The following is a 12,680-nucleotide window of genomic DNA, read 5'->3' as shown; positions in this document are numbered from 1 at the left end:
AATCTGTTTTTATGATGCTTCTTGCGCGCCGCGAGACGGGTATTGTGGTCGCTGGTTGCCAAAAAAATCATCATAAGCGATAGGTTGGGTTTCATCGGCGTCACCAAGCGCCGAGGAGCCGGGCAGGGGGGCATAAGTATCAAACATACCGGGGGTATTTAGTGTGGCTGTTTGTGCGCGAAGATCGACTGTAGATGACTGATAGCCTCTCTCGCGGGGAGTGAAGAAAACATTGACAGAACTGGAAAGTGGGGCGTCACCGATCATTGGGTCATCAGTTCCCGTTTGATAGACAACATTGTTGGCGACCGTGATGTTATTGAAATGGTCCTGCCAGTTCACAAATATTGCCATATTGTCAGCAACATCCCATTGATATGCGTCTCGTCGGAGCCGGTTCACGAACGTATTATTTAAAATAGAAATCGGAGCGGAGTTGTTGTCTGGGGATGTGGAAGAACCGCCATTATGTCCGTCCAATAAAATAAATGCATGAGGGTTCGTGGTTCCAAGAGATTGTTCAGAATCCGGCAGAACAAAAACGTTGTTTCGGATGGTGGTGCCCCCAAAACCGAAATTTACGAGATTGGCAGTTTGATACCCTCCAACCACGTAATTTTTTTCAAACAAAGCATTTATGGGACGCTTTTTCTGACCTTCACCCGGCCCCATTGTCACAACATTGTAACCTCCCTCAAAGGCATTCGCCTGGCAGTTGATTTTGGCGCCCTCGAAAGAGCTTGCATTCAATCGTAAGCACGGCTGCGTCGCAATAATTTTGCCATTTCCAGACCATCCTTGTCGAATAAAGAAATCAGAATTTTGAATGATCGAAACAACAGCATTTCCCGCCAATCGAGCCCCCCATCCTCCATTGCCGGTTGAATCGATCAGAGCATTGACATCAGATATGATTGAAGAGCCGGTGATGGCAAACCCTTCAAAGCTGGCGTCTAGAACCGCCGTACCAAAGTTGGTGACAACCGTATCGTTCAAAACGACAGAATGACCACCTTCGGTTTGGCCTACAATAATTGCAGCCAGAAGACCTGAAACGGAGCACCCATCCAACAATGCCAAATGCGGTGGGTTATTAAACCAAGTGAACAGGATGGGGTGCTCTCCGCCCAGAACCGAGGTTGAATCAAACCCGGACTCAAGAACCACATTTTGCCAAACCATATCTTTGGAAGGGTTTGGGATTCTTGGGGCGATGTCGTTCCAGAAAACCCCTCCTGTACAAAAAACCAGCGGCCTGTCAGCATTGCCGTCTCCTGCGACAATATGGAAGGATGGGGTATGTCCGCCAAACCCAGGCGAAATGCCGGAGAAGGTATATTCTTCGCCCCGATTTAACACGATCCTTTTGGGTGCCGCTTCTTGCCCTGCAATATTGTCGTTAAAAACGCTGCTGATATCGCCAGTTTTAAGGCGCCGAGCCCGAGGCGGAGAATGTTCGAAATTGCCGGAGGGGCTGAGAAAAAGCGTGTTTCGGGCTGGAAATACGGCGCCAGGGTCTTCGATCACGATATCGGTTGATGCTGTGGCTGTCTTTCCCGAAGCTGGTTCGATGACGAAAACCGAAACGCGATAGCTGCCCGGAGTGCGAAACGTATGTGAGACCCAAGGGCCATATGCGACACCGGCGTTTAGGTGTTTACTAGGCAGGTTCTCTGGCGCCTGGAAATCGTATGGATCATCAAAGTCCCAAAAATAGTATAAGTCATGAAACCGGCTGTCATAGATTTGACCAGCGGTTGGCGCCACAGCGTCAAAGCCATCGACCGTCACTTCAAAAAAGACGGCATCGGGGGACACCTGCCAAACTGAGCGGCGCATAACGGTAATTTCAGCTGTAGCACCTTCAGACATGTAGGGGACTCCCGGCTGGAAATTTTACCTTGTTAGCAAGCGTTAATCTGATGAGAAACACAACCCTATTTAAGTTGCGGGCTCGTATGAAGCATTTTAAGTGATCGTGTTTCTTGACGGCGCCAGTGCCTGAAATTGTGTCACAAGTTGGATTGGTGACAGACAGGATTGGTGACAGTGTCAAAATCTTCGTGTACCCACTGGGCGTTGCTTTTGAATGCTGGGCGCGGGGCGGCTCCAAAATGTTCGGATATATCGTCCTGTATACTTGGCCGCTAGTCGTATTCGCCTTTTTCCGCGTCTGGTCTCCGGCCGTCGCGTTATTGGCGGCAATCATCGGGGGATATCTGTTCCTACCGACGGGATTGTCTCTTGACTTGCCCGGCTTACCAGCCCTGAACAAAGATACGATACCAGCAACTGCGGCTTTTATAGCTGCAATGATAACTTCAGGAACGACTACACCAACGAGCCTGCCGGGCTGGCTCCCCAAAAAACGTTTGCCAATACTTTTGATCGTTATTCTGATTTTGGGTACATGCTTGACAGTTTTAGCCAACAGACACCCATTGTTCTATGGGCCTCTCGTCTTTCCGGCTCTCCGAGTCTGGGACATTCTTTCGACATTGCTTTCAGCTGTAATGATGCTTCTGCCTTTCATTCTCGGACGGAAATATTTAGCACATCCGGAGAAGCAATGGCTTTTTCTGAAGGCGCTTGTCATTGCTGGAACTGGATATTCGCTACTGGCTCTATATGAAATTCGGATGTCGCCGCAGCTTAATTTCATGATTTATGGGTATTTCCCGCACGCATGGGAACAACATATTCGCCCGGGCGGTTATCGCCCACTTGTTTTCGTGCAGCACGGCCTTTGGTTGGCGATGTTCTTCGCTATGTGTGTCTTGGCTGCCGGCGGACTTGCCAAATACGTCAAAGAGAAAAGAGGGCGTGTCTACCTCCTGCTTTGCGTTTGGTTATTGATGACGTTGTTTCTATCAAATTCTCTTGGGGCGTTTTTAATCGCAGCGATCCTGATAGTTGTGATGTTTGTTCTGAACGTCAGATTGCACTTTGCGATTGCTGCAGTGTTTTCTGGCATTGCTCTGCTTTATCCGATGCTTCGTGGTGCTGATCTTGTACCTGTCAATACTATCATTGAATGGGTTACAACCTTGAGCGTTGATCGAGCAGATTCCTTGGAATTTCGGGTAGTTAACGAAAATTATCTGTTGGAGAAGGCGCGCGAACGACCGCTGTTTGGATGGGGCGGGTGGGGTCGCAGTTTTGTGTATGATCCAGCCACCGGTGAAGGCATCAGTCTAATTGCTGATGGGTATTGGGTGGGGGTAATTGGTGTAGGTGGATGGGCGCGATACCTATCCGAGTTTGGATTGCTTTGTCTCCCGGCCCTAGTACTTTTTTTCAGAGCCCGGAGATTTGGTCTGGGACCAGAGACGGCTATTCTTTCGTTGGTTTTGGTCGCAAATGTGATCGACTTGCTTCCCAATGCGACAGTAACGCCAATTACCTGGCTTATAACCGGGGCGCTGTGGGGTAGACTAGAACTCGGCCGTGTCGCAACATCCGACACTGAAATGGCACCAGTAGCTGAGCCCAAGCATGCCCTTGCCCGTGCCCGCCCACAGGCACCCCTGCCGCCATCATCACCTGTGTCGGGACCGTCGGCCATGAAATCACGACCTACCAGCCGCTACACCCGGCAAACCAACCGGATCATCCGGAACGGTCGCGGAAGGAAAGGAACTGACGCATGACAGGGCAACCGACGGTTGGGGCCGTCGTCATAGGCCGTAATGAAGGGGATCGATTGGTGCGGTGCCTGGCCTCAGCCACTGAACAAGCAGATAGGGTTGTTTATGTGGACAGCGGTTCAACTGATGGCAGTCAACAGGCCGCGAAAGCCGTAGGCGCAACATGTGTCGAATTGGACCAAAGCCAACCCTTCACAGCGGCGCGCGCACGTAATGCCGGGTTCGATATCTTGCAAAAAGACCCGGTGCCGGTGCAATTTGTGCAATTCATCGACGGAGATTGCGAATTGCAACCAAGTTGGATCGAAGCCGCACGATCCTTTCTGGCGGAAACGCCGACTGCGGCCGTCGCCTGTGGTCGCCGCCGTGAACGCTTTCCCGAAGCGTCGGTTTACAATCGGCTTATTGACCAGGAGTGGGATACGCCGGTGGGACAGACCAGAGCCTGTGGTGGAGATGCGCTGATGCGCAGCAAAGCCTTGTCGGCTGTTGGCGGTTTTGATCCGGCCCTCATAGCGGGGGAAGAGCCTGAATTATGTGTCCGCCTGCGCGCAGCGGGTTGGTCGATCTGGCGGCTTGATGAGGAAATGACGTTGCACGACGCGGCTCTGACCCGGTTTGCGCAATGGTGGAATCGGAACCGGCGTGCGGGCCACGCATATGGGGAAGGGGCGGCCATGCACGGGTCTCCGCCCGAACGCCACTGTGTGCGGGAGACCCGATCAGCTCTCGCCTGGGGGGCTGTGTTTCCCCTGCTTGTTGTGACGGGTACACTTGTGACATCTTGGTCGCTCGCGTTACTTTTAGTCTGGCCCGCTCAGGTGCTGCGCCTGGTATCGCGTGGTATGGACCCGACCCGTGCCCTGTTTATAACACTGGGTAAGATCCCTGAGGCACAAGGTGTCCTGGGCTATTGGTGGGACCGTTTCCGCGGACGCCGGGCAAAGTTGATAGAGTACAAATAGGATCTTACCGCCCGGCAAAGGGCAGAATGTCAAAAACGCTTGGGTTCATCCAGATTGTAGCCATTACAATTCCACAGGAAGCAATCAGAAAAGCGAGGTCTTGTTTGGGGTACCACCCACTGTAAGGCCGGATAAAATAGACCAGAAATGGATAGGAAAAAATATCAACGATAACAGGAGCCAAAGCTGCACCGATCAGACCAAACTTGCTGACCATAGGCAACAACACCAAGATACGAGCAATTGCGGTGCCTGTTGTGAATATGGTGAAATCGCGCGAGTTTCCATTCGCCAATAGTATCTTATCGTAGCTCATGATGACCTGCCTTGGGATCATCGCCAGACTAAGAAGCACCAGAATTGGCCCTGCAGCGTGGTAACGGGGATCATAGAGAAAAGTTACAGCTAAAACGCCAACCATAGCCAAGACTGCAGCCATTCCAAGTGTTCCCATGGTCAGTAGCATTCGCGCACGTCCAATACTCTTTCGGTTTGCGTCATTGTCTGCGGGCGGTCGGGTACGATAAAGCGGGAACAATATCCGCTCTAGCAATTGCGTGCTGAGTGTGAGCGGGACAGCGGCAAGCATGAAAGCGATGGTGTAGACTGCAAGATCTTCAAGGCTTACATATTTCCCGAGTACCATTCGGTCACCTTGCTGCACAAAGAAGCCTGCAGCAGTCCCAAGGATAATATACTTTCCGAAATGAAAGATTTCCCTAAAAGCGTCGCGCTCCCAAGCAAGTCTGTTTGCGGGCCCGGGCAAGATTGTATGTGAAAGAACAACACGAACGCTGACCCCAACAAGTGCGCCCATTACAAGCGCCCAAACCGAGTTTAGCCAAAGCGCCATAACAATCATGAATACTGTACCAGAAGTTTGTGACGCTAGTTCCATCGCCGTCAAACGGCCTAACGTGAGATGTCGATTAGCGAGATACATTTTCGTCGACTGGAAACCCTGGATGAATGTTGACATCGCCAAAACCGGAATGATGAGACCAAGTTCAGGTTGTTCATAAAATGCGGCAATCGGATTTGAGATAAGACACGCCACAACCCAAAGCACAGCACCTCGAATGACTTGTAACGTCCAGGCGGTGTTCAGGTACTTGGGATCATCGCCTCGCGGACTCCGTACAACGGACGCACCTATGGCCACGTCAGAAAACATTTCGAGCCCGGCGATGACAACCTGCACCAGGGCCATCAGGCCGAACGCTTCAGGAAAAAGAATGCGCGTCAGGATCAGGTTCGACCCCAGGCGGATCAACTGGCTGCTGCCGAAGCCCATGACACTCAGGGCTGTTCCGCGGATTGCCCGCACCTTCAAACCATCACCGCTGAGAACGGACCGGAGCGCTGCTTTCATGATGGCAGCATCCGGAAATCGGGTTGATTTACCATGCCTTAACCGGTTAGCCGTGTCAGATTGATGGATTCCATGAACCGCAGGTCCAGCGCCTGTTCATACTTTTGTGCAGCCTCTGGCAGCACCTGCCCTGAGTGCAGAAGCACCCAATCTGCAAAGGTTAGCTCGTTGCGGGTCCAGATTGTGTCATAGATGTTGATGAACTCGCGGAAAGTTCCTGTCTGTACTTTGTGCCAGAAGAAATCCGTTGTTGCGTAATCGACGAAGGCAAAGCAGTCGCGATAAGCCGTCCAGCTGTCTTCCAGCGTCCAGTTCAACGGACGTCCAATACGTGTGAGGAACGTTGAAGCGATGTAGCTCTCCGCAGCTCCAATCTGGCAAAGCTCACCGATGGGGATTTGGGCATAGATGTCCGACAACGCCTCGGGCCAGTGTTTGGGCAATGGGTCGGTTCGCAGACCGGGCGTCCAGTAGCGCAACATATCCTCCGCATGACCAAAGACGGTCTGATCTGTGACGTGATAGGGCGCGAATTTGAGCGTTCCGTGACCTACGCCGATGATCCGGTGCAGCTGTTCAAATCCGCCTCCGGCCGGAAAGCTGCGCGCAATGGCCGCGAGGAATCCCATGACATTGGGCCGGTACAGCCGCTGATCAGTGCGGGTTTTCATGATCCAGATTGCACCATTCTTATGCGCCTGGATGATCCCGGCACCGGCGCTGACCAGTTGCATGTTGATGTTGAAGAGCCCCGGGGCCGCGGGCTTTTCGGATAACACCACATCGACCCCTTCGGCACGGATGGGGGCAAGATCGGCCTCAGGCGTGTCGTTCCAGGTCGACAGGATTAGCCGCACACCAGGCATGTTGCGGCGATAAATCCGCAGGGTTTCGACAGTGAAATCATCCTGTATGGAGATCGGCCCCTGCATGACGATTGCCATCGGTTCATCCGTGGATTCAGGTTCGGACTGATTGGCGATCTGCCGGCTCAGCTTGGGGCGCTGCGTATATGTTAGAAAATGATCTGATGACCGGGTGATTTGCTCCAGGCTCCACATCAGCAGGCGCCGGGCGACTTTGACCATCACGGTATCGGTCGTATCCATGATGTTTATCCCGCTAGGCCATTGATGGCCTTTTGCGACACTGGTGCCGCCAGGAAGGCATCAAGATCATCCGGTACGCCGATGCCGTGCATCCCGGCGCCAACTCGACCAATGGAATGACAGGCAATCGCCGCACCTTGTTCGATCATTTTCGTGTAAGCAGGAGCCACATAGAACTCTCCGTTCACGCGGATATTGGCGGCGATCATCGCATCTGCGGCAGCCACAAAATCGCGGCCGTGCGCAAAGTTATATATGCCTACCGTCGCCTCGTTCGAAACGACTTCCTTTTCGACCACCTCGGTAACGCGACCGCTGTCATCTCGGCGTATGAAGGACCATTTGTCATCATCAGCCCACATCGTCATAATCAGCCCATCGGCTGTGCCCATATCGACCAAATAGGCATCAATGTCGGCATCAATGTATTGGTCACAATTGGCGATCATCAGCGCATCGTCATTGTTGATGGCAGCACGATTGAGAAGAACGGTGCAGGCCGCCCCTTCAGTCACCGCATCGACATAGGTGATCGTGCAGCCCGGTGCCCAGCCCCGCAGTTTGCCGGCCAAACCATATTCGCTGTCGTGCTCGCGCAGGATCAGGAAATGGAACTGGTGTGGCACAGACGGCGTCAAGTTGGCGATCACAACCTGGATCATTGGAAACCCGTGGATTGGGATCAGGGGCTTGGGCAGATCATAGCCTACATCAGCAAACCGGCTTCCCCGACCGGCCATTGGGACTACAATGTTCAGCATTCGTATTTGTCTCCGGTCACGCTTGGGGTCTTGACGACAACGGTGGTCACATCGGTGAGAGCCTCAAAATCGGTCGCCTCACCCGGTTCGATCAGGATGATGTCGCCAGCGCCGTATTCTATGCCGTTCATTCGGACCCGACCTGTGGCAATCAACGTCACCTCGGGGGCAATCTTGTGCATATGACGAGCTTCTTTCGCGCCTGCTTCGTAGGATTTCATTGCCACTTCGGCATCTCGAGTACGCAGCACCACAGGATCAAAATCGCCGACAAACCACCCCTTGGTCATGTTTTCCAGACGAAATATCTTCATGAAGCTGCCTCTCGCCGGCGGGCGATCAGTTCCTGTTCATAGTCTTCGACCGCCTGCGGTGTTGCCAACGAAATGTATTGCGCGCGATCGACCTGATAGGTGCCGACCGATTTCTGTAACAGGATCAGCTCGTTAAAGGTTGGGCAGACGAAATAGCCTCCGTTCACATCGGCTCCTTTCATGATCATGGTCTGCGCTGCATCCACGAAATCCTGTCCGCGCCTGAAATAATACACCCCCGCCGTGGCATTGCGGCTGATCGGGCGTTTTTCCGCCGCTTCAATGACCATGCCGTTTTCATCGGTTTTCACGAAAGACCAACGGGGATGAACACTGTCGAACACGACCGTCCCGGCGTCCAGCTTGCGCTTGCGAAAATCAGAGATTGCAGCGGCCACGTCGAATGCCAGTATCTGGTCGGCATTGGCGATCAGAAGCTCATCATCATTGGCCACGTGCTCAACCGCCAGCAGTGCCGTGCAAGCCGCTCCAGCGGTGTCACCTTCCGTGCGGACGATATGACAATTGGAGTGCAAAAGCTGCAAAACCTCGCGCAAGTGAAAGCGCAGATCATCTTCCTTGCGAACGATAAAGACAAACTCCACGCCATCGATCACATTCAGGCAGTCAGTGGCATGTTCGATCATCGGGCGTCCGTCGATCTCGATCACCGGCTTGGCAAAAGGAAAACCGTGATTGCGAAACCGCTCATCGCTGCCGGCCATGGGAACCACGATTTTCATACCTCGCCCTCCTCTACACGAGCAATGGCATCCAGGATGCGATCCAGTTGTACATCATAGACGCTTTGTACCACCAGTAGATGGCAACCTGCATCCTCGGCTGCTTTGATGCCGTTTTGATTGTCCTCAACCACTAAACACTGGTCGGGGTGCAGTCCCAACTTGGCAGAAGCCGTCAAATACATGTCAGGATCGGGTTTCGGCTTGGAGACATCTTCGTTCGAAAGCATCACATCAAGATAACCGTCCAGTGCGCTTTTCTGCATCATCAATTCGACGCTGTTCCGCACCGAATTAGAGGCCAGACCCAGTTTGTAGCCACGGGCTTTGAGGTTTGATAGCGCATATTCATGCACAAAGACCGGATGGCAGTTTACATGCACCTGATCGACGGTAAATTTCTGCTTCAGCGTGTTCAGAAACCCGTGCAGTCCTCGCGGCAAACCTCGTTCTTTGGACAGCATCTCCAGCTTGGTGCGCGTTGGCAATCCGTCAAAGGTCGACAGGTGATCGGCCCGTGAAATCGTGTAGCCAAAATGCTCTAGCGCGCGGTTTAAAGCATGATAATGCCATTCTTTAGCGTCTATCAACACGCCATCCATATCAAATATAACCGCCTCAATTTTCATGATTAAAATACTCCTTGGCCGCTTCCGGGTAATCAGTGCAAATCAGAACATCTTCATGTCTGGAGACATCCCATACTGCGAGGCGCTCCCATACTGGTTCATAGGTGCGTTTGTGTAAGTCAGGTGAAACAACACACACGCGTTTTCCCGCATCCAAATGTCGTGAGATGTCATCGCGATCCCACCAGTCGGTCCAGAATGCGTCCAGCCAGACGCCTGCGGCCTCTGAATAAAGAGGTGGTTCCGGTTCGGCATCAGAATGGCGGGTGAAAACCGGGACCCCGGCGTTGAGCCAGTGCAGCGTGTCCGGTACCGACATGTCGAAGACGAAAGCATCGCGCACTTCAAATTGATCCAGTAGATCCCGGACCATCACCTGCAGACCGTCCGCCTTAATGTTTAGCGCCAGTGTCAGTCTCGGGTCTGCCTTAGCGTGGATCGCGAACATCTCTTCGGCCTGCATGGCACCGGCCTTTGGCGGATCGTGCGCAATGGCCAGATCGCCGCCCAAATCGCGGAGGTCGGTTTCGGTACCGAATCCCAGTTCGAATGATCGGGTGAAGGCCACCGGTGCATTCTTTTCCGCCTCGGTCTTCCAATAACCTCTATGACTTAAAATTTGCATGTCCTACTCGGATTTCACATGAAAACAAGTCTCTGTCTCGACCTGCGTGGGAGGGGACGCGTTTTTCAGACCAGCGCGCCGTAGCATCCGTGTCATTGCACTCCTTCCTGGGTAAATCGGGCGAGAGGTGGAAAATCTGTTGCGCGCTGGCACAACCCGCTGCCCCAGCCAGGAATAGCTCAGCGTGTTAAGCGTCGTAATCGTCAGACCTTTCAGCTTTCTCGGATTGGAGGGAAGCTCTGCGACAGTTCCAAAGAAATAAGACCAAAGCGTGCCCCCAATGATGATGGCCTCTCCACTGGAAGCTAGCACACGGTTGATCTCGGCAAAAGCTGGCGCCAGATCGAAATATTGATGGGCCGACACGCACAGGACGAGGTCGAACTCACCATCATCAAATGGTAAAGCCTCGGCCGAACCCTGTTGCACTTCCGGCGGGTCCATACCTTCGCGTTCACAGAAGATGGCACCCATCTGAACATAAGCCTCGATAGGTTCGACGCCCATTACCTTGGCCCCCTGCAATGCAAAGGACATCAGGTTTGTCCCCATGCCGGACCCAATCTCGAGCACGCGGCGCCCGCGAAAGCGCTCAATGGCAAGCTGAGGAGCGACCCCTTCGAAAGGCAGTGCCCTTTGGCGTTCGGTCCAAAATTGGTATTCGCGACAAGAATCTTCAGCGCAAATGCCAAGCTCTGTCCTGTGCCCGTCCGATCCGACCCATTCTAACTCACGGGCCTTGGCCCGGGACTCTGCCCCGTGATCCTCTGAGGCCTTTCCGAGCGCGAGATCGTGCATAAAGCGGATCAGATCATCGCCCTCGTGACCCAAAAGTGCTTCGCGGATATTTTCAATCGCTTGCACGTCGAATTTCATTTGATACGCCCCAGAACACCCAAGTTTAGGGCTGTATCGTGCACGAGCACCTCAAAAGTATAGGAAAAGGTCGTGGCTCCCTGATTTTCGATTTCCAGCCAGGTCAATATTCCCTGCCAATCTGCCAATACTTCAATTGGGCTCTCAAGTACGTAGTTTAGCACATGGCCTTCTGTCAGGATCGCCTGAAGTGCCGCAGGATTGACCTTGCCATCCAGATTGATCGTTCGATCGTGCCAGTATCCCAGTGTCCCTGTTTGCACCGCGCCAACCCATGTTTCGGCATGCACGTTTGCAGTCACCCAGTCGACAACCTGAAAATGCCCCTGATCGCGCACTCCCGGTACAAGGGCACGGCCCAGAAGGCCTAAGCAAAGTGCCAAAGCTGCCAAGCAAAAAAAACTGAACATTGAAGCATGCCGCTCAGGAGTAATACGTCCCACCACTGTCAACAGAACTGATGCCGCAGCGATAATCGTGAAAGGCGCAAAAGGAGCCAGATAGCGACTTAAAAACCAGCCTGCACCGAAATATAGTCCGTAATAGATGCTGAGTACGGTGGCGAATATTAGGAATGCCACGGTCACATACCGCGCCGGACCTCCGCGTTTCCAGGTTTGGATCACAAACACTGCAACGATGAGCAACACCAACAGCAACGCAATGACTTGAAACGCCGGTATAGATTGCAATACCGCCGGGATTGGAAACATCGGAAAAGTATTTTCAAACAGGATAGCGGGCAACAAATCAACGTTCTTGGCAAAGCCGCCACTCAGAGCCTGCGCAGTGCCGCTGACAGGCACGATGGAACCGAAGTTGACATAGTTGTTGATCAGCCACGGTGCCGCAATGATCAGGCTCAGCACACCGGGTGGAAGCAGGTCGGCGACAACTTTAACGAACCTGTCTCGCTGCACGATCAGGTTATGCAGGCCCCAGACAAGGAAGATAGCAGTCACCAGGAAGGCACCGTCATTACGGGCCAGGAAAGTCACGCCGCAGGCCGCGCCCAAGATCATTCGGTCCGCAAAGGTTGCTCCCGGACCCTTTGCCAACACTTCGCCGAACAGAACGAGCGTCAGCGCAATCATAGCGGTGTAAAGTCCGGTCTCCAGCCCGTTCATCGTATGAAACAGCAACAATGGCCCGAGAAACCAAAGGGCCGCCACGAACCAGGGCCAAAGTGGATTGTCGTCTTGCCCCCGCAACAGATCTCGCGCCAATGCGCGAACTGCAAAAAGTCCACCTACCGATATGGCTGCCGCGATCAGGTGCACGCCAGTCAATCCCAAAACCTTGTCGCCGTTGGTCAGCAGATAAGGAACCGAAAACAGGAACGTGGCCAAAGGCTGCACACCATTGCTCGCGGTTGTGCCGTCTGAGACCGACATCCCCAGGCCGATCGCCATATTGCGGGCGATGGTCAGCATCAGATAGCCGTCTTCAGTCATGAAGAATTGGGCCAGCGCTGGGGTGCCCGCCACAACCGGCCACAATCTATAGGCCGTGCCCAGGATCAGAGACGCCACAATAAGGCGAAATGTGGTTTTTTCGGTTAGAATAGTCATGGCCTAGCGCTATTGCCTGAAAAATGTGTCATCAATATTGCTATTGCTTATAACAAACCCAATTTGCG

At 53.2% G+C, this 12,680-nt stretch carries 12 protein-coding genes; 2 read left to right on the top strand and 10 right to left on the bottom strand.

What is annotated here, in order from left to right; all coding sequences use genetic code 11:
- Nucleotides 1-9 precede the first annotated feature (9 nt).
- Nucleotides 10-1,872, bottom strand: coding sequence for a PKD domain-containing protein (locus I5192_RS22275; protein WP_223118725.1), 1,863 nt, complete (start codon nucleotides 1,870-1,872; stop codon nucleotides 10-12).
- A 125-nt stretch (nucleotides 1,873-1,997) separates the two neighbouring features.
- On the opposite strand from I5192_RS22275, the gene I5192_RS22270 reads away from it, so the two are divergent.
- Nucleotides 1,998-3,650, top strand: a complete 1,653-nt coding sequence (locus I5192_RS22270; protein ID WP_223118724.1) for an O-antigen ligase family protein — start codon at nucleotides 1,998-2,000, stop codon at nucleotides 3,648-3,650.
- Nucleotides 3,647-4,612: a glycosyltransferase family 2 protein gene (locus I5192_RS22265; RefSeq protein ID WP_170399560.1), complete on the top strand. Its 966-nt coding sequence runs from the start codon at nucleotides 3,647-3,649 to the stop codon at nucleotides 4,610-4,612. Before I5192_RS22270 ends, I5192_RS22265 begins: the two co-directional genes overlap by 4 nt.
- Before the next feature lie 4 nt (nucleotides 4,613-4,616).
- Here the strand turns inward: I5192_RS22265 and I5192_RS22260 are convergent, their stop codons facing one another.
- From I5192_RS22260 to I5192_RS22220, 9 genes are read right to left on the bottom strand one after another with little or no spacing between them, the layout of a single operon-like run.
- Nucleotides 4,617-5,984 (bottom strand): oligosaccharide flippase family protein, encoded by a 1,368-nt coding sequence (locus I5192_RS22260; RefSeq protein ID WP_170399563.1) that lies wholly within the window; start codon nucleotides 5,982-5,984, stop codon nucleotides 4,617-4,619.
- 38 nt (nucleotides 5,985-6,022) lie between these two features.
- Nucleotides 6,023-7,093: a WavE lipopolysaccharide synthesis family protein gene (locus I5192_RS22255; protein WP_170399566.1), complete on the bottom strand. Its 1,071-nt coding sequence runs from the start codon at nucleotides 7,091-7,093 to the stop codon at nucleotides 6,023-6,025.
- A 5-nt stretch (nucleotides 7,094-7,098) separates the two neighbouring features.
- On the bottom strand, nucleotides 7,099-7,854 hold the full coding sequence (locus tag I5192_RS22250) for a glycosyltransferase family 2 protein (RefSeq protein ID WP_170399568.1): 756 nt from the start codon (nucleotides 7,852-7,854) through the stop codon (nucleotides 7,099-7,101).
- Nucleotides 7,848-8,168, bottom strand: a complete 321-nt coding sequence (locus tag I5192_RS22245) for a hypothetical protein (protein WP_170399572.1) — start codon at nucleotides 8,166-8,168, stop codon at nucleotides 7,848-7,850. Before I5192_RS22245 ends, I5192_RS22250 begins: the two co-directional genes overlap by 7 nt.
- Entirely contained in the window at nucleotides 8,165-8,911 is a 747-nt protein-coding gene (locus I5192_RS22240) for a glycosyltransferase family 2 protein (RefSeq protein WP_170399574.1), read from the bottom strand. The genes I5192_RS22245 and I5192_RS22240 overlap by 4 nt, the downstream gene beginning before the upstream one ends.
- Entirely contained in the window at nucleotides 8,908-9,540 is a 633-nt protein-coding gene (locus tag I5192_RS22235) for an HAD family phosphatase (protein WP_170399577.1), read from the bottom strand. The genes I5192_RS22240 and I5192_RS22235 overlap by 4 nt, the downstream gene beginning before the upstream one ends.
- Nucleotides 9,530-10,165, bottom strand: a complete 636-nt coding sequence (locus I5192_RS22230; RefSeq protein WP_170567797.1) for a hypothetical protein — start codon at nucleotides 10,163-10,165, stop codon at nucleotides 9,530-9,532. The genes I5192_RS22235 and I5192_RS22230 overlap by 11 nt, the downstream gene beginning before the upstream one ends.
- Nucleotides 10,166-10,168: 3 nt before the next feature.
- Complete coding sequence (locus I5192_RS22225) at nucleotides 10,169-11,041, bottom strand: class I SAM-dependent methyltransferase (protein ID WP_170399583.1); 873 nt, start codon at nucleotides 11,039-11,041, stop codon at nucleotides 10,169-10,171.
- Nucleotides 11,038-12,612, bottom strand: coding sequence for a hypothetical protein (locus I5192_RS22220; RefSeq protein WP_170598694.1), 1,575 nt, complete (start codon nucleotides 12,610-12,612; stop codon nucleotides 11,038-11,040). The genes I5192_RS22225 and I5192_RS22220 overlap by 4 nt, the downstream gene beginning before the upstream one ends.
- Nucleotides 12,613-12,680: the final 68 nt, after the last annotated feature.

The organism is Ruegeria sp. SCSIO 43209, assembly GCF_019904295.1.
GTDB lineage: Bacteria > Pseudomonadota > Alphaproteobacteria > Rhodobacterales > Rhodobacteraceae > Ruegeria.
This window is presented reverse-complemented; position numbering and strand designations above follow the sequence as displayed.

What these genes read in the sequence shown, in the direction of transcription:
- I5192_RS22275 (WP_223118725.1), bottom strand. Translation starts at nt 1,872, where the DNA reads ATGTCTGAAGGTGCTACAGCTGAAATTACCGTTATGCGCCGCTCAGTT.
- I5192_RS22220 (WP_170598694.1), bottom strand. Translation starts at nt 12,612, where the DNA reads ATGACTATTCTAACCGAAAAAACCACATTTCGCCTTATTGTGGCGTCT.
- I5192_RS22235 (WP_170399577.1), bottom strand. Translation starts at nt 9,540, where the DNA reads ATGAAAATTGAGGCGGTTATATTTGATATGGATGGCGTGTTGATAGAC.
- I5192_RS22250 (WP_170399568.1), bottom strand. Translation starts at nt 7,854, where the DNA reads ATGCTGAACATTGTAGTCCCAATGGCCGGTCGGGGAAGCCGGTTTGCT.
- I5192_RS22265 (WP_170399560.1), top strand. Translation starts at nt 3,647, where the DNA reads ATGACAGGGCAACCGACGGTTGGGGCCGTCGTCATAGGCCGTAATGAA.
- I5192_RS22255 (WP_170399566.1), bottom strand. Translation starts at nt 7,093, where the DNA reads ATGGATACGACCGATACCGTGATGGTCAAAGTCGCCCGGCGCCTGCTG.
- I5192_RS22245 (WP_170399572.1), bottom strand. Translation starts at nt 8,168, where the DNA reads ATGAAGATATTTCGTCTGGAAAACATGACCAAGGGGTGGTTTGTCGGC.
- I5192_RS22240 (WP_170399574.1), bottom strand. Translation starts at nt 8,911, where the DNA reads ATGAAAATCGTGGTTCCCATGGCCGGCAGCGATGAGCGGTTTCGCAAT.
- I5192_RS22225 (WP_170399583.1), bottom strand. Translation starts at nt 11,041, where the DNA reads ATGAAATTCGACGTGCAAGCGATTGAAAATATCCGCGAAGCACTTTTG.
- I5192_RS22230 (WP_170567797.1), bottom strand. Translation starts at nt 10,165, where the DNA reads ATGCAAATTTTAAGTCATAGAGGTTATTGGAAGACCGAGGCGGAAAAG.
- I5192_RS22260 (WP_170399563.1), bottom strand. Translation starts at nt 5,984, where the DNA reads ATGAAAGCAGCGCTCCGGTCCGTTCTCAGCGGTGATGGTTTGAAGGTG.